This is a genomic window from Vallicoccus soli, from assembly GCF_003594885.1.
Lineage (GTDB): Bacteria > Actinomycetota > Actinomycetes > Motilibacterales > Motilibacteraceae > Vallicoccus > Vallicoccus soli.
This window is the reverse complement of record NZ_QZEZ01000006.1, coordinates 79,458-99,788: the sequence shown is the minus strand read 5'-3', so window position 1 is coordinate 99,788 and position 20,331 is coordinate 79,458. Positions and strand designations below refer to the sequence as shown.

Sequence of the window (20,331 nt, the reverse complement as noted above, 5' to 3'; positions counted from 1 at the left end):
GCGCGGTGGCGTCAGCCCTCGCGCACCTGCGCGGTCAGCGCCGCCGCGTCGCGCTGCAGGACGCTGCGCGCCACGCCGGCGGTGACGCCGCCGAGCTTGCCGCGGAACGCGTCGAGCTGGCGCACGGCCTGCTTGGCGCGGCCCGCCGCGGCGTGGGCCTCGGCGCCGTCGAGGTGCCGCACGAGCGCCTTCGCCGTCGCCGTCGTCATCGCCCGCTCCGCGCGGAACCGCTCCACGAGGGCCCGCACGTCGGCGAACGAGGTGGTGACCGTGAACGGCACCTCCAGCGTCGCCTCGTTGCCCGCGGCGTCCGTCCCCGTGACGACGAGGAGGTGGGCGCCGAGGGTCAGGCGGTGCAGCTCCAGCGCCGCGCCGGGCTGCAGGCGCGCCCCGTCGAGGCGCGCGCTGACCGTGCCGGCGCCGGACACCGCGTCGACCGCGCGCCAGGCCGGCGTGAGGTCGAGCGAGTCCCCGTACGAGCCGCCGGCCGCGAGGCCGGTGACCTCCAGGCCCGGCGCGGTGGCGTCGATGCGCACCTGCACCCGGCCGACCGGCGAGGTGTTGCCCGCCGCGTCGGTCGCCCGGAAGCGCACGACGGTGGTGCCGTCGGCCGTGACGGTGACCGGGCCGGTGTACGCCGCCCAGCGCCCGGTGCCGACGCGCCGCTCGACCCGCAGGTCGCCGGGGCGGTCGTCGGTGGCCGCGAGCGCGACCGTGACCGGGCCGGTCCACCAGCCGCCCTGCCCGCTGGGCGAGGACGGGTCGAGGGTGGCCTCGACGGTGGGCGCGGTGGTGTCCGCCGGCGGCGGCTCCTCGTCCCCGACCACCCGGAAGTGGTCGAAGCGCGCCGTCGCGCTCTCCTGCTGGGCGGCGCCCAGCGTGAAGAGCCCGACCCGGCCGGTCGTGGCGGCGAGCGCGTTGGTCACGGTGCCGAGCTCGGTCCACGTCTCGCCGTCGGCGGAGTACGAGCCGGTGAAGGTCGACCCCTCCTTGGCGAGGCGCAGGTGCCAGACCCCGGTCGCCAGCTGCGTGGCGTCCGGCGGGTTGGCCTGGACCACGTCGCCGACCTCGCTGCGCAGCTCGATCCGGCGCGACACCGGCGAGCCGGCGGCGTTCTCGGTGACCAGGTCCAGCTTCACGTAGTCGCCGTCGCCGGCGTACGCGATGAGACCGCCCTGCTGGTACTGCTGGTCGAACGCCGACCCGTCGATGAGCGTCTCGACGGTCCAGTCCTCCTCCGGCTGCGGCTGCAGCAGGAAGTTGCGCGGCGGCGTGCCGCCGGTGCCGTAGATGTCGCCGTCACCGGTGTCGAGCTCCAGCCACCCGCCGGCGACGCGCAGCGCCGAGGCGTCCTCGCGCAGCACGGTCCAGCGGCAGCGGTCCAGGGCGGTGCCGTCGAACTCGTCGTCCGGCCCGGGGGCGGACGCCGTGTCGTCGGGCGTGATCTGGAACCAGTCGAACACCGCGTCGACGACCGGCCGCTCACCGCTGCCGGCGAGGGAGATCAGGCCGATCTTCGGGTCGGTGATCCCCGCGAGCGACTTGGTCTGCGGCATCTGCGTCCAGGTGCTGCCGTCCGCCGAGTACGACGCCGTCAGGTTGCTGCCGTCGCTGGTGAACCGCAGGTACGCGGTGTCGGGGAAGGCGTCGCCCAGCTGCGGGCTGTTGCTCTCGCCGACCTCGTTGGGGTTGCCGCCCTCCTCGCGGATGAACTGCACGACGCGCTCGGCCTTGGACGGGCTCGCGAGCCCGGCCCGGGCCTGCAGCACGACCTTGGCGTAGTCCTCGTCACCGCCGTAGATGACCAGACCGGCCTGCTGGTACTGCGTGCGCGCCGGCAGGGTCACCTTGGTGGTGGCCTGGAACGGCCCGCTGGGCAGGTCCTGGAGCACGATGTTCGGCGTCGTGCCCGCGCCCGCGCCGTAGATGTCGGTCTTGGTCGTCGGGAGGACCAGACCGCCGTCGCGGACCCGCAGGTCCTGGTTCTCGCGCACGACCGTCGTCCAGCGCGAGCGGTCGAGCTCGGTGCCGAGGAAGTCGTCCGACCGGCCGGTGAGGCAGGCGGCGCTCGGCGCCTCGACGACGACCTGGACGGTCGCCTCGGTGCTCGCCCCGCGCGCGTCGGTCACGGTGACCCGTGCCGTGTAGGTGCCGGGGCTGGTGTACGTGTACGACGCCTCGGCGCCGGTCTGCGCCGGCGCGCCGGGCACGCCGACGTCCCAGCGGTACGTGAGGGCGTCGCCCTCGGGGTCCGTCGCCGTGGCCGACAGGGCGACCGTAAGCGGCGCCGTCCCGCGGGTCGGCGTGCCGGTGGCACCGACGACCGGGCGCTGGTTGTCCGTGACGCCCTTGCCGACGAAGCGCAGGTAGTTGACGTTGAACCCGCCGCTGACCGCCACGAAGTAGAGCGGGCCCTCGCCGGTGGCCGAGCCGTCGTGCGCGACCGTCAGGTCGCGGTAGACCTGCCACCCGCCGGTCGCGGGCACGTCGACCGCGCCGACGGCCGGGCCGTCGGGCGCCCCGCTGCGGATCTCGAGCCGTCCGCCGCCGGGCTCGGACGCGGCCCGCACGACGACCTCGTCGACGGCGAGCAGGTCCATGGGCTCGTACGCCCACCAGTCGCCGGTCTCGATGTAGCCGAGGTTCTGCCCGCCGCCCGCGGTGTCGCTCGTGGTCTCGCGGACCACGCCCGCGTCGCCGCCGGCCGGGGAGCCGGGCAGGCGCCCGGTCTCGCTGAAGAACTCGGCCTGCTTGAGCTTGGGCTGCAGCACGTGCAGGTCCCGCCCGGTGAGGGGGGAGGCGCCGTCGTTGCCGCCGTCGGTGTAGCGCGCCTCGACGACCGAGAAGATGTCCGCGGTGTCGCCGTGGCCGTCCTCGCGGAACGTCTGGAGCACGCCCTCGCACCCGGTGTACGCGTCGCCGGGGTGCGCGTGGCTGTCGTGCCCGAGCGCGACCTGGACGACGACCCGGGAGCAGTCGACCTCGCCGTCCTCGGGGTCGGCGACCGTGACCTCGTAGCGGACCTGGTCGCCGAAGTCGGCGAAGCCGCCGTTGTCCGGGAAGTCGATCCGCACCGTCGGCGTCGTGTTGCCGACGACGATCGGCACGTTCGCGACCGCGGTCTGCCCGTCCGCGTCGGTGACGGTCAGCTGGGCGGTCACGTCACCGGTCGCGGTGTACGTGTGCACCGGGTCGGCCTCGGTGCTCGTCGTGCCGTCGCCGAAGTCCCACGCGAAGGTGACGGCGGTGCCGTCGGGGTCGCGCGAGCCCTCGGACGAGAACTGCACGGTCAGCGGGGCCGGGCCGCTCGTGACGTCGGCGGACGCGCTGGCGATCGGCGCGCGGGTGCCGCTCGTGTAGTCGACGCGGTAGACGCCGGAGTCGTCGTTGTCGCCGCCGAAGCCGGAGCCCCACTCGATGAGGTAGAGCGCCCCGTCGGGACCGAACTCGAGGTCCATCGGCCGCTTGAACGACATGGTCTCGAGGATGCGGTTGATGTCGACGACCCGCGACGCGGTCTCGTCGAGCTGGAAGGAGAAGAGCTGGTTGGTGTTCCACTCGCCGAACACCGCCTTGCCGTCCCAGTACGCCGGCCAGCCCCGCTCGGAGGTCTGCTCGGGGTCGTACCGGAAGACCGGGCCGCCCATGGGCGCGCCGCCGCCGCCGATCTCGGGGGCGTTGGTCTGCTGGCCGTTGTTCGCGTACCAGATCGTCGCGTCGACGGCCGGCGGGAGCTGGCGCAGGCCGGTGTTGTTCGGCGAGTCGTTGACCGGCGCGTCGCAGTCGAAGGCCCCGCGCGACTGGCTCGTCGCGAAGTCGAAGTCGACGTACGCCGTGTCGCTGTGGCAGTACGGCCAGCCGTAGTTGCCGGGCTCGGTGATCAGGTTCCACTCGACGCGGGCCTCGGGGCCGCGCGTCGGGCTCGCCGCACCGGCGTCGGGGCCGTAGTCGCCCACCATGACGTGCCCGGTCAGCGGGTCCACGCCGAGGCGGAACGGGTTGCGGAAGCCCATCGCGTAGATCTCGGGCCGGGTGAGCTCGGTGCCGGGCGCGAAGAGGTTGCCGGCCGGGACGTCGTACCCGCCGTCGGCCTTGGGCGTGATCCGCAGGACCTTGCCCCGCAGGTCGTTGGTGTTGCCGGACGTGCGCTGGGCGTCGAAGTCCGCGCGGCCCGCGCGCTCGTCGATCGGCGTGTAGCCCCCGGACTCGAACGGGTTGGTGTTGTCGCCCGTCGTGATGAGGAGGTTGCCGTCCTTGTCGAACTGCAGCGACCCGCCGGCGTGGCAGCAGCGGGTGCGCTGCACCGGGATGTCGATGACCCGCGCCTCGGTGGCGAGGTCGATCGTCGAGCCGGCGCCGACGGTGAAGCGCGAGACGCGGTTCACCGGCTCGGTCCCGGCCGGGGAGTGGAAGAGGTAGATCCACCCGTTGTCCGCGAAGGCCGGGTCGAGCACGAGGCCGGTTAGGCCGTCCTCGTTGCCGGTGAAGACCGGGACCCGCGCGGCCGTCGTCGTGCGCTGGGTCTGCGGGTCGACGACCTGCACGCGCCCGTCGCGCTCGACGTAGAAGACCCGCCCGTCGGGGGCGATGTCGAGCTCCATCGGGTTCTGCGTCGAGGTGTCGAGCGCGACCTTCTCGTAGGAGGAGGACTTGCCCGCGGCGCAGTCCGCGTCCTCGACGCCCGCGGCGGTGCGCAGGCCGCCGAGCAGGTGCTCGAGGAACTCCGGCTCCGCGTACGACTCGCGGGTGTGCCCGCCGCCGGTGTACCAGGAGCGGCCGCCGTCGACGTCGGAGCACCAGGCGATCGGGTGGTCCAGGCCCATCGCGCCGCTGCCGGCGTCGAACGAGCCCTCGTCGAGCGAGGCGAGCACGTGCACGTCGCCGCGCGGGTTGCTCTGGAAGCCGTACCACTCGTCGAAGCGGCTCCACTCGGCGTCGAGGTGGTCCGTCGACGGGTGCGCGTGGTCCTCGACCTTGACGGTCGCGGTCTGGTTCTGCGGGTGCGCCTTGAAGTACGCGCCCACCAGCTCGCCGTACCACGGCCAGTCGTACTCGGTGTCCGAGGCGGCGTGGATGCCGGCGTAGCCGCCGCCCGCCTGGATGTAGCGCTCGAAGGCGCCCTGCTGCTCGGGGTTGAGGACGTCCCCGGTGGTGGAGAGCCAGACCACGACGTCGTACTGCGCGAGGTTGGCGTCGGTGAAGGCGGCGGCGTCCTCCGTGGCGTCGACGGAGAAGCCGTGCTCCTCGCCGAGCGCCTCGATGGCGGCGATGCCGGTGGGGATCGAGTCGTGCCGGAACCCGGCCGTCTTCGAGAAGACGAGGGCCGAGAAGGCCTCGTCCCCGGGCGCCTCCAGCGCCTGGGCCGCGGGCGCGGCGAACGCCCCCGCGGTGGGCAGCGCCAGGGCTGCCGAGAGTGCTGCGACGACCGCTGTGCGCAGTCGTCCACGTGGTCTCACCGGTGGTCCTCCTCGTCGAGGGTCAGGACGGTGCCGCTCCCGGCGGGAGCGGTCACGAGGGTCGGGTCGTCGAGCACGGCGTCCAGCGCCACCTGGGCCCCGCCGCGCGCGGCGGCCGTGAGCCCGAGGGTGGACCGGACGACGCGGGCGCCCCCGGCGCCCGGCGCGACGACGCGGACCCGCAGCTCGTCGAGCAGCGGGGGCATGAGGTGCTCGCCGAGGGCGGCGAAGTAGCCGCCGAGCACGACGAGGCGGGGGTTGAGGACGTTCACGAGGATCGAGGCGCCGACGCCGAGCGCGGTGCCGACCCGGGCGAGGGCCTCGGCGGTGCGCGCGTCGCCGGCGTCGGCGCGCCGGGCCAGCAGGGCGAGGCGGGCCTCGAGGTCCAGCGACGGGTCGCGCACCGGGTCGCCGGGGTCGGCCGCGGCCCGCAGGAGCGCGGCGAGCCCGACGAGGGTCTCCCAGCAGCCGCGCCGGCCGCAGCCGCACAGGTCGCCGGCCGGGTCGAGCGGCATGTGCCCGACCTCGCCGCCGAACCCCGCGGCGCCGCGCAGCAGCCGCCCGTCGACGACGAGCCCGGCGCCGACGCCGACCTCGCCCGTGAGGTGCAGCAGGTGCGCGGCCCCGTCCGGCCCGGCGACCGCAGCCTCGGCGAGCGCGGCGAGGTTGGCCTCGTTGTCGACCCCCAGGGGCAGCCCGCGCCGCACGGAGCCGCCGAGCCGGCGGTCCAGGGCGTCGAGCACGGGCACGTCGGCCCAGCGCAGGTTCGGCGCGTACGCGACCCGCCCCTCGGCCTGCTCCACGAGGCCCGGGACCGCGACCGTGGCGCCGACGGGCCGGGCGCCGGCCGCGGCGGCCGCCGCGCAGGCCCCGTCCACCAGCCGGGCGGCCTCGTCGAGGGCCGCGTCGACGCCCGCGCGGGGCACGTCGAGCGGGGTCCGCGCCGCGTGCACGACGCGCCCGCCGAGGTCGAGGACCACCGCGGCCACGTAGCCGACGTTCACCTCGACGCCGACCCCGGCGGTGCCGCCCCCGGCCAGGGCCACCTCCTGCCCGGGCCGTCCCACGGTCCCGCGGTGCAGCGCGCCCCGCTCCACGAGGAGCCCGCGCTCCACGAGCTCCCCGACGAGGCTGCTCACGGTGGCCTTGTTGAGCCCGGTCGCCGCGGCGACGCCGGCCCGCGACGACGGCCCGCCGTGGCGCAGGTGCCGCAGGACGACCCCGAGGTTCGTGCGCCGCACGGCGACCTGGTCCGCCGGCCCGCGCGTCAGCGGCGGCGCGACCGGCAGGACGAGCGGCTGCCCCACGGACCCTCCACCTCGAGCGGCGGGACGGTGCGGCGCGGCCCCGCGCTGGGGCGGGGTCCGGTCGGCGCACACCGTCGTGCGAAGCGGCTCTCCGGGGATTCGGATGCCGGGCCGCCAAACTAGGAGCGGGTCAACGGCCCGTCAAGAGGCGGTTCACGGGGAGTCATGGGACGGAGCGGGGCGTTCCGGGCGTCCGGGCTGCCCCTGTTGACCACGTGGGGCACCCGTAGGGGTGCCCCGCGAGGCGTCCTGGCCTCGTGAGGCACCCGTACGCCTCGTCCGGCGGCCTGGGGGTGCCCCTCATGCGGCCGCGCCTGAGGGTGCCCCTCATCGGTACGCGCGGCAGCCCCCGCTGCGCCGTCCGGGTGACGCTCCTGGCCGGGGTACGGGCGGCGCCGCTAGCGTCCGCCGGGCCGGGAGGAGGCACCGTGGGCACGGGCGTCGGGATCGTGCTGCTCGTCGCGATCGGCGTCGGCTTCCCGCTGCTGGCCCTGCACGTCGGGCGCCGGTTCCCCCTGCCGGGGGCCCCGGCGGCTCCCGACGACGAGTGGGCGCTAGCGCGACGGCTCCGGCTGAGCTGGCAGGACGAGGACGCTGTCGCCCGGGCGCTGGGACGCGGCGAGCGCAGCGCCGACGCGAGGCTCCGTCCCGCCGTGGTCGCCATCGGCCGGCACCGGCTGCAGCAGCGCCGGCGGGAGCGGGCGTCGGCGCTGCGCTTCGCCCGCCGCTGGCGCTACCCGGTCGCGGCGGCCGCGGTCGTGGGCGCGGCGCTGGTGGTGCGGGGGCCGGCCCCGTCGTACCTCGACCTCGGCAGCCTGGCGCCCGGGCTGCTCAACGGGGTCGGGCTGGCGCTGCTCGGCCGCCTGCAGCGCCGGCGCCTGGAGCGGGCCGTGCGGCTCAACCAGGACAGCGCTTCCCCGTGACGCGGCCCGGCCCGCGGTGGCAGGCTGTCGCCGTGGCGCAGACCCAGCCCGAGCTCGTCGTCCGCGACGTGGCGGCCTGGCGCGAGTGGCTCGCCGAGCACGGCGACGAGCAGCTGGGCGTCTGGCTCATGCTCGCGAAGAAGGGCACGACGGAGCCGACGAGCCTGACGTACGCGCAGGCCCTCGACGAGGCGCTCTGCGAGGGGTGGATCGACGGGCAGGCGCGCGGCGGCGAGGGCGGCACGTACTGGCAGCGCTTCACCCCCCGGCGCGCCCGCAGCATCTGGTCGGTGCGCAACACGCAGTACGTGGCGCGGCTCGTCGAGGAGGGCCGCATGCGCCCGCGGGGCCTGGCCGAGGTCGAGCGCGCGAAGGCCGACGGCCGGTGGGACGCGGCGTACGCGGGCCCGGCGACGATCGAGGTCCCCGACGACCTCGCCGCCGCGCTGGCCGCCGAGCCCGCGGCGCAGGAGCTGTTCGGCAGGCTCAGCGGGCAGAACCGGTACGCCGTCCTGCACCGGGTGGTCACGGCGGTCCGGCCCGAGACGCGGGCGCGGCGCATCGCGCAGTACGTGGGCATGCTCGCGCGGGGCGAGACGCCGTACCCGCAGCGCTGAGCGGGGCTCACCCCTCCCGCACCGGGGCGTACGGGACGTAGAGTCCGCGCCGTCATCACTCGCCGTCGCTGCGCTGTCGCTCAGCGACTCCCCGGTAGGACTGCTGCATGCTCAAGCGCACCCGCTGGTCCCTCGCCGCCGCGACGGGCCTCGCCCTCGGCCTCGGCCTCGTCACGCCCGCCGCGGCCGCCCCCGGCCCGGTCGCCGCGCCGACGGCCGCCGCCGCACGGACGACCGCCGCCGCCACGTCCGCCGCCCTCCCGCCGGCGCTCGCCCGCCTGCTCCCCGCCGACTGGGACCAGCGCCGCGCCGCCGCGGCGGCCCGCCTCGGCGTCGAGCCGTCGCCGGCGCAGGAGGCGCTGGAGCGCGTCATCGACCCCGCCGACCACGCCTGCGCCCCCACGGCCCTGGACGCCTTCGTCGAGGACCTCGTCGCCGGGGTGCCGACCGAGGACCTGCTGGTCCTCGCGCTGTTCGGGGGGCTCGACGTGGCGACGTACGACGCCCTCCTGCACGGCACGGCGAGCGACCCGCGCTACGCGCTCGACCCGGACTACCGCAAGGAGCTGAGCACGTCGTTCCGCTCGGCCCAGCGCTTCTGGGACGTGCAGAGCTCGGACATCCAGCTGCTCGCCATGCACGGCGCGGCGGCCCAGGACGCCGCCCGGGTCGAGCGGTTCTACCGCGAGGTGTACGGGGTCCCCGCCGCCGACGCCCGCGAGCTCGCCGCCCTGGTGGTGGACGCCGTGCGGCGCCTGCCCGGGGGCGCGGACAACCCGCTGCTGACCCTCAACGCGTACGCCTTCACCGCCGAGGGCGACGACGACCCGCTCGTCGCCGGCGTGCCCGACAAGATCGTCTTCGGCGACGGCATCCTCGCCTTCCTCGAGCACCTCCGCATCGCCGACGTCGGGGCCCGGGCGATCCTCGCCCACGAGTTCGCGCACCACGTGCAGTTCGAGCAGGACCTGTTCGACTCGCCGCTGACCGGCCCCGAGGCGACGCGGCGCACCGAGCTCATGGCGGACGCGTTCGCCACGTACTTCGCCACCCACAAGCGCGGCCTCACCCTCAACGCGAAGCGGCTGCTGCAGGTCGAGCGCTCGTTCTTCGAGGTGGGCGACTGCTCGTTCGAGAGTGACGGGCACCACGGCACGCCGGCCCAGCGCCTGCGCGCGTCGCAGTGGGGCGCGGACGTCGCGCGCAGCGCCCAGAAGCAGGGCCACGTCCTGCCCTCGCTCGTGCTCGCGGGCCGCTTCGAGGCCGCCCTCCCCGGGTTCGTCCGGCCCGACGCGGGCTGACCGCCCACCGCCACCCCATGAGGGGCACCCCGAGGCGGTCCGCGCGCATGAGGGGCACCCTCAGCAGAGTCGAGTCTGCTGAGGGGCACCCCCAGGCGTCGCGCCCGCCAGAGGGTGCCCCTCAGGGGTCACGCAGCGCACCGTCCCCCACCTCGGCGCTGCGCCGTCCGGGTGGAGCCAGCGCGGTGCACGGGCCGTCCGCACGGTCCTCACCGGTGCGGAGGCGCCGCCCCCGCGGGAGCGGCCCCGGACCACGCAGCGCCGCTCAGCGCTTCTCGCAGGCGATCCCGTCGTCGTCCCGGTCGAGGTCGCGCTGGCCGACGCCGCCGTCGTTGAGCGCGTACGCGGCGGCCGAGGGCAGGTACGTCGTCACGGGGGTGCCGCTCGTACGGTCCTTCGCACCCGGCGTGCCGACCCCGTGCGGGTAGTGGCTGTTCAGCCCGTCGCAGTTCCGGTACGGGGCGAGCGCCGGGTAGACCGTCAGGCGCAGGACCCGGGAGGAGGCCGCGTTCGTGGTGGCGGTGCGGCCGACGGCGGTCCGGTAGTAGGTGGTGCGCGACGGCCGGACGGCGACCGCCGCGTTGCCGGCGCGGTCGGTGCGGACCAGGGCGAGGGTGTTCCAGCGCGCGGCGTCGCCGGAGCTCTGGAAGCCGAGCCCGGTGACCATGCCCGGGCGCACCGCCCCCGAGAAGCGGACCGCCTGCCCGTTGTGGATCCACGACGCGGACAGGGCGGCCCCGAGGCGCACGTCGACCGGGGCGGCCTGCGCAGCGGGCGCCCCGGCGAGCGCGGGGGCCCCCGTGACCAGGAGGGCGGACAGGGCGGTGCTGAGCGAGCGGTTCACGGTTCCCCCCGAGGTCGCAGCAGGACGGAGCGCACGCTAAGCGGCAGACCGTGCTCTCGTACGCCGAACGGGTGAACTCGGATGTCCTAGCCCCCTAAGCGCCGCGCCGCCCTCGGGCGTCAGGGACAGGTCAGCACCACCACGGGAGGGGAACCCATGCACCGCACCGCCGCCGTCCTCGCCGCCGCCGCGCTCGGGGCGTCGTTCGTCGCGACCGCGCCCGCGCCCGCCGCGCAGGGCGCCGCCTGCCGCACGGACTGGGGGTCGACGGTCGAGCGGGACCGCTCGTCCACCCCCGCCGAGGTCGTCGGCGTGCGTGCGGGCCGGCACGCCTGCTTCGACCGGCTCGTCGTCGACCTCGGCCGTGGCCCCGCCGCCGGCTGGTGGGTCGGGTACGTCCCCGAGGTGCGCCAGGCCGCCAGCGGCGACGTCCTCCCGACCCGCGGCGGGGCGTCGCTCCAGGTCACGGTGCACGCCGCGGCGTACGACGAGGACTACCGCCCGACGTACCGGCCGCGCGACCCGCGCGAGGTCGTGCCGGTCGCGGGCTACCGCACCTTCCGGCAGGTGGTGTGGGCCTCGAGCTGGGAGGGTGACACCGGGCTGGGGATCGGTACGCGGGCCAGGCTGCCGTTCCGTGCGTTCGCCGTGGCGGGTCCGGGCGGCACCACCAGGGTCGTCGTCGACGTGGCGCACACCTGGTAGCAGCAGGTCCGGCGGGGAGCGTGGACGACGGGGGGCGGGTGGCGGGCGACGACGCGGACGCGGTCTGCCGGCGCGAGCACCCGCGCCTCGTCGCCGCGCTCACCGCGTACACCGGGGACCGCGACCTCGCCGTCGAGCTGTCCCAGGAGGCGCTGGCGCGCGCGCTGCTGCACTGGCGCGAGGTCCAGGGCATGGACGCGCCGGGCGCCTGGCTGCACCGGGTCGCGATGAACCTGGCGAACAGCCACTTCCGGCGCCGCCGCTACGAGCGCCTGGCCCTGCGCCGTGCCGCGGCGCGCGTGCCGGCCTCCGTCGACGCCCCCGAGCCGCCGCTCGGCGGCGCCGTCAGGACAGCGCTTGCCGAGCTTCCGCCGCGGCAGCGCGAGGCGGTGGTGCTGCGCTACGTCCTCGACCTGTCGGTCGAGCAGGCGGCGGAACGGATGGGCTGCGCCGCCGGTACGGTGCGCGCCCTCACCGCCCAGGGGACCGCCCGCCTGCGGCGGCACCCGGGCCTCGCCGACCTGCAGGAGGTGCTCCCATGACCGACCCGCGCGATGCCCTGCGCGGCGCCGGCGGCCCGCCCGCCGACGACCCCGACCTGGCCGCGGTGCACGCGCGCGCCGGGCGCCTGCGGCGCCGGCGCCGGGCCGCCACGGCCGCCGGGACGACCGCCGTGCTCGTCGCCGTCGTCGGCGCCGGCGCGCTGGTCCTCGGGCCGGGCGACGACCGGGGCGGCACCGTCGTCGCCGTGCCCACCGCGACGGCACCGGCCACCCCGACCGGCACCCCGACCGGCACCCCGTCCGGCACCCCGGCGCCGACGACCGCGCCGACCCCCGACCCGCCGGCGACGCCCGACGGGCCGGGCCAGGACGACGAACCGGACGACGAACCGGACGGCGAACCGGACGGCGACCCGGACGGCGACCCGGACGGCGGGCCCCCGTTCCCCGCGGACACCCGCGACGACACCGCCGAGCTGCAGGGCGGCGGGGGCCTGACGGTCACGGACATCCGCACCGGCCGTCAGGACGGCTACGACCGGGTGGTCTACGAGCTGGAGGGGCCCGCGGGGGCGCTGCCCGGCTGGCGGGTGGGCTACGTGGACGAGGCCCTCCAGGAGTTCAGCGGCGCCCCTGTACCGCTCGCCGGGGGCGCGGCGCTGCAGGTGCTCCTCACCGGCATCGCGAACGAGCCGCCGGCGGGCCTCGAGCCCTTCACCGGCCGGCGCCTGCCCGGTGACACCGCGCTCGTGCGCGAGGTGGTGACGACGGGGGCCTTCGAGGGGGAGGCGCAGTCGTTCGTCGGTCTCGACGCCGAGGCGCCGTTCCGCGTGACGCTGCTGGAGGACCCGGCGCGCGTGGTCGTCGACGTCGTCGCCCCCTGACCACCGCGCGCCAGGGGCCGTACGGGTCGCCCGCCGGCCCGGGGGTGCGAGCAGGCGCCCGTCCTCCTCAGCCCCGCGGCGCACCGGCCGATGGGCCCGGCGCCGCCCAGCGCCCCGGGCGGCGCGGGAGGTCGTCGTGGAGCAGGACCCGGAGCAGCACCCGGAGCAGCACCCGGTGCGGCCGGCCGGTGGGCCGGAGCTGCCCCGCTCGCCGTCCGGCCGGGTGCCGCGGTGGGTGCGCGACGAGGCGGCGGCCCGGGACGTCGTGCCGGAGCCGCGCCGTCCGGCCGTGCGCGGGCCCCTGCGCGTGCTGGGGCGCCAGCTCCTGCTCGGCGCCTCGGTCGTCGCGGCGCTCGCCTGGGGGGCGCTCGGCGGTCCGGTGCCCCCGCTGCCGGGGGCGGCTCCCGCCCCGTCGCCGGTCGGGCCGGACCTGCCGACCCCGGGGCGCGGCGCGGCCGGCGCGCCGCTGGGCGAGCCGGCGCCGCTGGCCGCCACGAGCGCCGCGTACCGGTTCCTGCACCCCCGCGAGGGCGGGGCCACGGCGTACGACCCGTGCCGGCCCGTGCACTACGTCGTCCGCCCCGACGGCGCCCCGCCCGGCGGGGACCTGCTGCTGGCCGAGGCGGTCGCCCGGGTGGGCACGGCCACCGGCCTGCGCTTCGTCGCCGAGGGGGCCACCGCCGAGGGCCCGGTCGAGCGGCGGGCGCCGTTCCAGCGCGACGCGTACGGGGACCGCTGGGCGCCGGTCCTCGTGGCCTGGGCGACGCCGGCGGAGGCGCCGCGGCTCGCCGGCGAGGTGACCGGCTACGCGGGCAGCCACTCCGTCACGGCACCGGGCCGGCCGCCCGTCCTGGTGACCGGCGAGGTGGTGCTGGACGCCGGGCAGATGGCCCGCGTCCTGGCTCGTCCCGGGGGCTGGGCCGCGGCGCGCGGCATCGTCCAGCACGAGCTCGCCCACCTCGTCGGCCTCGGCCACGTCGACGACCCGACGCAGCTCATGCACCCCTCGACCGGCCCCGTCACCGACTTCGCGGCGGGCGACCTCACCGGCCTCGCGGTCCTCGGCCGGGGTCCCTGCGTGCCGGAGGTCTGAGCCCCGGCACCGGGCCCCCGCCCTGCCGCGTCAGGCCGGCTCGACCCGCGGCGTGCGCGCGTGGGCGGCCGCCCACTCCAGCGCGTGGTCAGCAACCGCTTCCCAGCCGGGCGCCGCGCAGGTCCAGTGGTCGCGGCCGGGGTACTCGTAGTACTCCGTCACCGCGGGCGACTTCTCCCAGTGCGCGGCGTTCGAGCGGTTCACCGAGGGCGGCATGATGTGGTCCTCGCCGCCGGCGATGAACAGCAGCGGCGCCCGGTCGGCGCTGAAGTCCACCCAGGTCTCCTGGTGCCCGGGCTTGAGGTTCGCGAGCACCCCGTACGCCCACAGCCAGCGGCCGGGGGCGCCGATCGCGTAGCGCGCGTGCGCGGCGTCGGAGTCCTCGCGGCTCAGGGTGTTCGTGAAGGCGTAGTGGAACTCCTCGGGCGTGAACTCGACGGCCCGGTGCACCGTCGCCGGGTTCCGCAGCGCCGGGAAGAGCGAGCGCACCTGCGACAGCGGCGTGACGCGCACGCCCTCGGGGGGCGCGGAGTCGATGGCCACCCCGGCCGCCCCGAGGCCCCGCGCCAGCAGCAGCTGCGTGAGGGTGCCCCCGAAGGAGTGGCCGATGATGAGCGGCGGGCGGTCCAGGGCCTCGACGACGCCCGCGAGGTAGTCCACGGTCTCCGGAACCGTGAGGTCCGCGATGCGCTGCGGCTCGGCGCGCAGCCCCTCGACCTCCACCTCGAAGCCCGGGTAGCCGGGCGTGAGCACCCGGTACCCCTTCGCCTCGTAGTGGGGCACCCAGTGCTCCCAGCTGCGCGGCGTCATCCAGAGCCCGTGCACGAGCACGACCGTGTCGGGTGCCCCTGCGCCCATCGTCCCGTCCATCGTCGCGTCCTCCGTCGCCGCTCGTCCGTCGTCGCGGGGCCGCGCCGCCCCCGGTGGCCGCGACCGTACGGGCGCCGCCGCACACGGGGGCGGCCCTGCGTGCCGCCCCGTCGGCCCTGCGTGCCGCGCCGGGAGCGGTCCCGGCCCGCCGGCGCCGGGCCCCGCGACCCTTGCCGGGACACGGCCGCCCGCCTACCGTCGGGCGCGGGCGACCTCGGGAGGCTGCGGTGGGCGTGCTGCTCGACACCCGCGAGCTCGCGCCCGGCGAGCGCGCCGAGGCGCTGCGCACGGCGCTGCGCGAGGCCAGCGGCTCCACGCACGTCGACCTCGACGGGGACGGCGAGGTCGAGGGACGCCTCGAGCTCCGCCCGCTGGGGCCCGTGCGGCTCTTCACCGCGGCCACCACGGGCGTCGCCATGGCCCGCACCGAGCGGGCGGTGCGCGGCGCGTCCCCCGACGCGGTCGCCCTCGCGGTGCACGGCACGGGCACCGGCCGGTACGAGGGGGGCAGCAGCCGCCGGGTCGTCCGCGGCGGCGACCTGCTCCTCGTCGACATCACCCGCCCCTTCCGCTTCTCCTGGACCGGCCGCGGGTCCTCGGCGTCGGTCCAGGTGGCGACCGCCGACCTGGGGATGCCGCTGGAGGCGGTGCAGCGCGCCGCGGCCCGGCTGCCGAGCAGCCCGCTGCACGCCCTGGTCCGCCGGCACCTGCTCGACCTCGCGCGCAGCCCCGCCGCGACCGCCGGTGCCGCCACCGAGGCCGTCGGCGGCGCGACCGCGCAGCTCGTACGGGCCCTGCTCGCCTCCGCCGACGACCGGGCCGGCGACCGGGGCGCCGTGCTGGAGGAGACCCTCGTGGCCCAGGTGCGGGCGTACGTCCGCCAGCACCTGCGCGACCCCGAGCTCGGCCCCGACGCGGTGGCCGCGGCGCTGTCGGTGTCGCGGCGCCAGCTCTACCGGGTCTGCGCGCGGCACGGGCTCAGCCTCGAGCAGCACGTCATCGCGCTGCGCCTGCAGGGCGCCCGCGACGAGCTGGCCTCGCCGGCGGGGCGCGGGCGCACCGTCGCCGCCGTCGCGCACGCCTGGGGGTTCAGGGACGCGACCCACTTCGCGCGGCGGTTCCGGGCGGCGTACGGCGTGCTGCCCCGCGACGTGCGCGACGGGGGTGCGGGGCGGTGAGCCGGGACTGGGACGTGCGCGGCTCGCAGCTGGCCGCCGAGGCGATCGCGGCGGGGGCGCCGACGACGTGGTTCGACCGGCTGTACGCCGAGGGCGAGGCCGGCGCCGTCGGGATGCCCTGGGACCGCTCGGCGCCGCACCCGCTGCTGCGCACCTGGACGGCCGGGCGGGGCCTGCGCGGGGAGGGCCGCACCGCGGTCGTCGTCGGCAGCGGCCTCGGCGCCGACGCCGAGCACCTGGCGTCGCTCGGCTTCCGCACGACCGGGTTCGACGTCGCGCCGACCGCGGTGCGCCTGGCGCGCGAGCGGCACCCGGGCAGCCCGGTCTCCTACGAGGTGGCGGACCTCCTCGCCCTCCCGGCGGCGTGGCGGGGGGCGTTCGACCTCGTGGTGGAGGTCTACACGCTGGGCGCGCTGCCCGATCCGCCGCGCTCGGACGCCGCGCGGGCCGTCGCCGGCCTCGTCGCCCCCGGCGGCACCCTGCTGGCCGTCGCCTTCCGCCGGACCCCCGCGACCGGCCCGGCGGACGGCCCGCCGTTCCCGCTGGCCCGTGCGGAGGTCGAGGCCCTCGCGACCGGCGGCCTCGAGGTCGTCGCGGTCGAGGAGCACGACGGCCCGCACTGGCGGGCCGAGCTGCACCGACCCGCCTGAGCAGCGGTCCGGGGCCACCGGCGGGCCACCGGTCCTCAGCCCGGGGCCGACGCCGTCGCCGCCCACGCCGGCGCCCGGTCCGAGGCCTCGTCCTCGCAGTCCAGGCCCTGCGCGATGAGCCCCCGGTAGTCCTCGATCTTCCCCCGCACCAGCGCGAGGTCGCCCTGCAGCTCCGCGAGCCGCTGCTCGACCGCCGCCGCGTGCCGCTCGAGGACCGCCATGCGCACCGGGTGGGTCGCGAGCTCCCCGCCCCCGGCCTGCACGAACTCGCGCACCTGCGCGACCGGCATGCCGGTGCGGCGCAGCGCCTGCACGAGCCGCACGAAGCGGATCGCCGCCGGGGAGTACCGCCGGCGCCCGTCGGCGGTGCGCACGACCTCCGGGAGCAGGCCGGTACGCTCGTACCACCGCAGCGTGTCCACGCTCAGGCCGGTCGCCGCCGACACCTCGCGGATGCCGAGGTAGGGCGCGGGCGGGGCGGCGCACGTCGTCATGGCCCCCACGCTAGGCAGTGGCGCCGGGGACCGCGAGCACGAAGCGGCCGCGCACGTCCCCGCGGTCGAGGCGGTCCAGCGCCTCCTGCACCCGCTCGAGCGGCAGCACCTCGACGTCCGCGACCACCCCGTGCTCCGCGGCGAAGGCGAGCATCTCCGCGGTGTCGCGGGTGCCGCCCGAGCCGGAGGCGGTGAGTCGGCGCCGCCCGACGAGCAGCGGGAGCGCCGGGACCTCGTAGGAGGCGGGGATCCCGAGCATGCAGAGGGTCCCGTCCATGTCGAGCACCTCGACGTACGGGCCGAGGTCGTGCGCCGCCGGGGCGGTGTCGAGCACGAGGTCCAGCGAGCGCGCGGCGGCGGCCATCGCCGCGGCGTCGCGGGACACCACGACCTCGTGGGCGCCGGCGGCCCGTGCGTCGTCCGCCTTCGCCGCCGAGGTCGTGAACACCGTGACCCTCGCGCCCAGCGCGGCCGCGAACTTCACCGCGAGGTGGCCGAGGCCTCCGAGGCCGACCACGCCGACCCGCACGCCGGGGCCCGCGCCGTACCGGCGCAGCGGCTGCCAGACCGTGGTGCCGGCGCACATCAGCGGCGCGGCGCCGGCCGGGTCGAGGCCGTCCGGCAGCGGGTACGCGAACGCCTCCCGCACGACGTACTCGGTGGAGTAGGCGCCGAGGGTGCGCGAGCCGTCGACCCGGTCGACGCCGCCGTAGGTGAGCGTGGGGAACTCCAGGCAGTAGCTCTCCTCGCGCTCGCGGCAGCTCCGGCAGCGCCCGCACGCGTCGACGATGTTGCCCACCGCGACCCGGTCGCCGACGGCGAACCTGGTCACGTCCGGGCCCACCGCCTCGACCACGCCGACGAACTCGTGCCCGGGCACGACCGGCAGGTCGCCCGCCCGCGCCCCCTGCACGGCGTGCAGGTCGGTGTGGCAGACGCCGCAGTGCGTCACGCGCACCACGACGTCGTCGGGCCTGGGGTCGCGGCGGGTGAACCGCCAGGGCCGCATCGTCCCGCCGGGCTCGGTCAGGGCCCAGCCGTCCACGTCGCGCACGACGTCCTCCTCCCGCCCGGGCGGGGCGCCCGGACGGTGCGGACGCTAGGAGCTGGAGCGCGCTCCAGCGCAAGCCGGAGCGCGCCCCCTGCGCGCCCGGTCCGGCTAGTCCTGCTTCGGCTCGGCCATCTGCCGGTGCGCCGCCGCCTTGAGCTTGTCGGGGAGCACCGCGTTGGCGACGCCCTGGAGCTTCGTGCTCACCGAGCCCGCGACGACCTTGTCCTTGCCGTCCATGAGCGCCTCGAAGCCCTGCTTCGCGACCTGCGCCGGGTCGTCCTTGGAGCTCTGGCCGACCGTGGTGTCGTCCATGTCGGCGCGGTGGAAGAACTCGGTGTCCGTCGGGCCCGGCATGAGCGAGGTGAGGGTGACGCCGGTGTCCTTGAGCTCGTTCTGCAGGGCCTCGGTGAACGACTGCAGGAACGACTTCGAGGCGTTGTAGACCGCCTGGAACGAGCCCGGCATGGTCGAGGCGATCGAGGAGGTGACGAGCACGCGGCCCGCGTCGCGCGACGCCATGTCGCGCAGCACGCGCTTGGCCAGGTGCACCGTCGAGCGGACGTTGAGGTCGATGACCTCGAACTCGTCGTCGAGGTCGATGTCGAGGAAGGCGCCGCCGCGGCCGACGCCGGCGTTGAGCGCCGCCGCGTCGAGCGGCCGGCCGGTGGCGCGCACGGCGGCCCACAGCTGCTCGACGCCGTCGTACGTGCGCAGGTCCGCCTGCACGTGCTGGACGGCGGCACCGCTCTCGGCCAGCCCCTCGGCGGCCAGGGCGACGGTCGGGTCCTCGGCGGTCACGACGAGGTCGAAGCCGTGCTCGGCGAACTGCTTGGCCAGCTCCAGGCCGATGCCGCTGCTGGCGCCGGTGACGAGGGCGAGGGGGCGGGCGGTGGGGCCGGCCCCGGTCAGGGTGGTGTCGGTCATGCACCCCCGGTACCCCGTCGCGCGCGGTTGACCGCCCGCTCCCGGCGCCCCTCCCGTCCGTGCCTCCTACGGCCGCCGGCCGATGAACGCGAGCAGCCGGGTCTGCGCGTCGGCACCCTCCGCGACCGGCGTGCGCGGACCGTAGTGACCGCTGCTGCGCAGCGCCGCGTCGAACGGCTCCATGCCGGCGAGCAGCTGCGCGCACCGCGCCTCGTCGAGCCGCTCGTCCTGCCCCGTGGCGCGCGCCAGGTCCCACGTGTGCAGGAAGACGTCCGGCGTGACGAACCGCTCCACCGCCTGGTCCAGCGCCACGTCCCCGGTGTGCGGGTTGCGCAGCACCCGCCCGGGCGTCGCCGGGTCGTCGAGCAGCGCCTGCACGCCGTCGCGCCACGCGGCCCAGGCGCCCGCCGGGTCCTCGCGCCACGGGGGCCCCGCCGGGAGCTCGACGCCGGCGCCGCCGCGCAGGAAGGCCGACGTCCAGTCCACGAGGTGGCCGACGACGTCGCGGGCGACCCAGCCCGCGCAGGGCGCCGGGGCGTCCCAGGCGCCGACCGGGACCCCCTCGACCCGCCGGCCGAAGGCGTCCGCCGCCGCGCGGAAGCCCTCGGCCGGCGTCGGCACCCCGCTCACGCGCCCTCGGCGAGGACGTCGTCGAGGCGCTCGTACCCCTGGCGGACGCCCGACTCCATGCCGCTGGCGAGGAAGGCGTCGCGGGACTCGAAGGAGTCGACGAGGGAGGTGGCGGTGAGGCGCGTACGGCCGTCGCCGAGGTCCTCGAGGACCAGCCGCTCGAGGGCCACCCCGTCCGGCCAGCCCTCGAAGGTGAAGGTCTGCACGATGAGGCTGTCGGGGCGGACCTCGTGGAACGAGCCGTGGAACCCGTACTCCTCGCCGTCGCGGGTGTGCAGGTAGCGGTAGGAGCCGCCGGTGCGGCAGTCGTAGTGCTCGACCGTCATCGTGAGGTCGCGCGGGCCGAGCCAGCGCACGAGCAGCTCGGGGTCGGTGTGGGCGCGGAAGACCTTGGCCGGCGGGGCGTCGAACTCGCGCACGATGCGCACGAGCGGGACGGCGGCGTCGGCCTCGATGCTCGTCTCGCGGTGGCTGGTGGTGGTGCTCACGGCTCCTCCTCGGGGTCACGCGGTGCGGTGGGTGGCGGTGCGGGTGCGGGGTCGTCGGGCAGCTCGGCCAGCAGGGCGTCGAGGCGCTGGTAGCGCTCCTCCGCCCGGCGGCGGTAGCGCTCGAGCCAGGCGGTCATGAGGTGCAGCACGTCGGCCTCGAGGTGCACGGGCCTGCGCTGCGCGTCGCGGCTGCGGCTGACGAGCCCGGCGTCCTCGAGCACCCGCAGGTGCTTGGAGACGGCCTGCAGCGTCACCGCGTACGGCGCCGCCAGCTCGTTCACCGTCGCGTCGCCCACCGTCAGCCGGGCGACGATGTCGCGCCGGGTGGGGTCGGCGAGCGCCGAGAACGCCCGCGAGAGCTGGTCCGCCGCCACGTCGGCGCCTCCTTGTTCAACCGCCTGGTTGAGTACGAA

At 76.9% G+C, this 20,331-nt stretch carries 19 protein-coding genes; 9 read left to right on the top strand and 10 right to left on the bottom strand.

Features of this window, described 5'->3' with window-relative positions; genetic code table 11:
- Positions 1-11: 11 nt before the first annotated feature.
- A complete protein-coding gene (locus D5H78_RS13165; protein ID WP_119950956.1) occupies positions 12-5,456 on the bottom strand; it encodes a ThuA domain-containing protein in 5,445 nt (1,814 codons plus the stop codon).
- The gene (locus tag D5H78_RS13160) at positions 5,453-6,763 is read right to left on the bottom strand and encodes an ROK family transcriptional regulator (protein ID WP_218566582.1); all 1,311 of its coding nucleotides are present in this window, start codon (positions 6,761-6,763) and stop codon (positions 5,453-5,455) included. The genes D5H78_RS13165 and D5H78_RS13160 overlap by 4 nt, the downstream gene beginning before the upstream one ends.
- Positions 6,764-7,191: 428 nt before the next feature.
- Here D5H78_RS13160 and D5H78_RS13155 point away from each other — a divergent pair, with 428 nt between their 5' ends.
- From D5H78_RS13155 to D5H78_RS13145, 3 genes are all read left to right on the top strand, one after another.
- Positions 7,192-7,686 carry a hypothetical protein gene (locus tag D5H78_RS13155; RefSeq protein WP_119950955.1) on the top strand — a complete coding sequence of 165 codons (495 nt, stop codon included), beginning with the start codon at positions 7,192-7,194 and terminating at the stop codon, positions 7,684-7,686.
- A 32-nt stretch (positions 7,687-7,718) separates the two neighbouring features.
- Positions 7,719-8,303: a YdeI/OmpD-associated family protein gene (locus D5H78_RS13150; protein WP_218566581.1), complete on the top strand. Its 585-nt coding sequence runs from the start codon at positions 7,719-7,721 to the stop codon at positions 8,301-8,303.
- A gap of 107 nt (positions 8,304-8,410) precedes the next feature.
- Positions 8,411-9,604, top strand: a complete 1,194-nt coding sequence (locus tag D5H78_RS13145) for a hypothetical protein (protein ID WP_119950954.1) — start codon at positions 8,411-8,413, stop codon at positions 9,602-9,604.
- Between the two features lie 265 nt (positions 9,605-9,869).
- Here the strand turns inward: D5H78_RS13145 and D5H78_RS13140 are convergent, their stop codons facing one another.
- Positions 9,870-10,448, bottom strand: coding sequence for an excalibur calcium-binding domain-containing protein (locus D5H78_RS13140; protein WP_218566580.1), 579 nt, complete (start codon positions 10,446-10,448; stop codon positions 9,870-9,872).
- A gap of 156 nt (positions 10,449-10,604) precedes the next feature.
- Between D5H78_RS13140 and D5H78_RS13135 the strand changes: the two genes are divergently transcribed.
- From D5H78_RS13135 to D5H78_RS13120, 4 genes are all read left to right on the top strand, one after another.
- Entirely contained in the window at positions 10,605-11,153 is a 549-nt protein-coding gene (locus tag D5H78_RS13135; protein ID WP_119950953.1) for an AMIN-like domain-containing (lipo)protein, read from the top strand.
- A 20-nt stretch (positions 11,154-11,173) separates the two neighbouring features.
- Complete coding sequence (locus D5H78_RS13130; protein ID WP_165865731.1) at positions 11,174-11,695, top strand: RNA polymerase sigma factor; 522 nt, start codon at positions 11,174-11,176, stop codon at positions 11,693-11,695.
- On the top strand, positions 11,692-12,540 hold the full coding sequence (locus tag D5H78_RS13125) for an AMIN-like domain-containing (lipo)protein (protein WP_119950951.1): 849 nt from the start codon (positions 11,692-11,694) through the stop codon (positions 12,538-12,540). The genes D5H78_RS13130 and D5H78_RS13125 overlap by 4 nt, the downstream gene beginning before the upstream one ends.
- Positions 12,541-12,676: 136 nt before the next feature.
- Positions 12,677-13,633 (top strand): peptidase, encoded by a 957-nt coding sequence (locus tag D5H78_RS13120; protein ID WP_119950950.1) that lies wholly within the window; start codon positions 12,677-12,679, stop codon positions 13,631-13,633.
- A 30-nt stretch (positions 13,634-13,663) separates the two neighbouring features.
- Here D5H78_RS13120 and D5H78_RS13115 read toward each other — a convergent pair whose 3' ends face one another.
- The gene (locus tag D5H78_RS13115; RefSeq protein WP_218566579.1) at positions 13,664-14,503 is read right to left on the bottom strand and encodes an alpha/beta hydrolase; all 840 of its coding nucleotides are present in this window, start codon (positions 14,501-14,503) and stop codon (positions 13,664-13,666) included.
- A 227-nt stretch (positions 14,504-14,730) separates the two neighbouring features.
- On the opposite strand from D5H78_RS13115, the gene D5H78_RS13110 reads away from it, so the two are divergent.
- Both D5H78_RS13110 and D5H78_RS13105 read left to right on the top strand, forming a co-directional pair.
- Positions 14,731-15,681: a helix-turn-helix domain-containing protein gene (locus tag D5H78_RS13110; RefSeq protein ID WP_165865730.1), complete on the top strand. Its 951-nt coding sequence runs from the start codon at positions 14,731-14,733 to the stop codon at positions 15,679-15,681.
- On the top strand, positions 15,678-16,331 hold the full coding sequence (locus D5H78_RS13105; protein ID WP_218566578.1) for a class I SAM-dependent methyltransferase: 654 nt from the start codon (positions 15,678-15,680) through the stop codon (positions 16,329-16,331). The genes D5H78_RS13110 and D5H78_RS13105 overlap by 4 nt, the downstream gene beginning before the upstream one ends.
- Positions 16,332-16,366: 35 nt before the next feature.
- Here D5H78_RS13105 and D5H78_RS13100 read toward each other — a convergent pair whose 3' ends face one another.
- The 6 genes from D5H78_RS13100 to D5H78_RS13080 form a co-directional block, all read right to left on the bottom strand.
- Positions 16,367-16,825, bottom strand: coding sequence for a MerR family transcriptional regulator (locus D5H78_RS13100; protein ID WP_119950947.1), 459 nt, complete (start codon positions 16,823-16,825; stop codon positions 16,367-16,369).
- A gap of 10 nt (positions 16,826-16,835) precedes the next feature.
- A complete protein-coding gene (locus D5H78_RS13095; protein WP_245941661.1) occupies positions 16,836-17,879 on the bottom strand; it encodes an NAD(P)-dependent alcohol dehydrogenase in 1,044 nt (347 codons plus the stop codon).
- Positions 17,880-17,984: 105 nt separating this feature from the next.
- Entirely contained in the window at positions 17,985-18,800 is an 816-nt protein-coding gene (locus D5H78_RS13090) for an SDR family NAD(P)-dependent oxidoreductase (protein ID WP_119950946.1), read from the bottom strand.
- A gap of 66 nt (positions 18,801-18,866) precedes the next feature.
- Positions 18,867-19,430, bottom strand: coding sequence for a TIGR03086 family metal-binding protein (locus tag D5H78_RS19390; protein ID WP_218566577.1), 564 nt, complete (start codon positions 19,428-19,430; stop codon positions 18,867-18,869).
- Positions 19,427-19,918 carry an SRPBCC family protein gene (locus D5H78_RS19385; protein WP_165865729.1) on the bottom strand — a complete coding sequence of 164 codons (492 nt, stop codon included), beginning with the start codon at positions 19,916-19,918 and terminating at the stop codon, positions 19,427-19,429. Before D5H78_RS19385 ends, D5H78_RS19390 begins: the two co-directional genes overlap by 4 nt.
- Positions 19,915-20,292, bottom strand: coding sequence for an ArsR/SmtB family transcription factor (locus tag D5H78_RS13080; RefSeq protein WP_119950945.1), 378 nt, complete (start codon positions 20,290-20,292; stop codon positions 19,915-19,917). Before D5H78_RS13080 ends, D5H78_RS19385 begins: the two co-directional genes overlap by 4 nt.
- Positions 20,293-20,331: the final 39 nt, after the last annotated feature.

Bases quoted from the DNA above. Each gene is read 5' to 3' on its own strand.
- D5H78_RS13115 (WP_218566579.1), bottom strand. From the start codon at position 14,503: ATGGACGGGACGATGGGCGCAGGGGCACCCGACACGGTCGTGCTCGTG.
- D5H78_RS13135 (WP_119950953.1), top strand. From the start codon at position 10,605: ATGCACCGCACCGCCGCCGTCCTCGCCGCCGCCGCGCTCGGGGCGTCG.
- D5H78_RS13145 (WP_119950954.1), top strand. From the start codon at position 8,411: ATGCTCAAGCGCACCCGCTGGTCCCTCGCCGCCGCGACGGGCCTCGCC.
- D5H78_RS13100 (WP_119950947.1), bottom strand. From the start codon at position 16,825: ATGACGACGTGCGCCGCCCCGCCCGCGCCCTACCTCGGCATCCGCGAG.
- D5H78_RS13090 (WP_119950946.1), bottom strand. From the start codon at position 18,800: ATGACCGACACCACCCTGACCGGGGCCGGCCCCACCGCCCGCCCCCTC.
- D5H78_RS13125 (WP_119950951.1), top strand. From the start codon at position 11,692: ATGACCGACCCGCGCGATGCCCTGCGCGGCGCCGGCGGCCCGCCCGCC.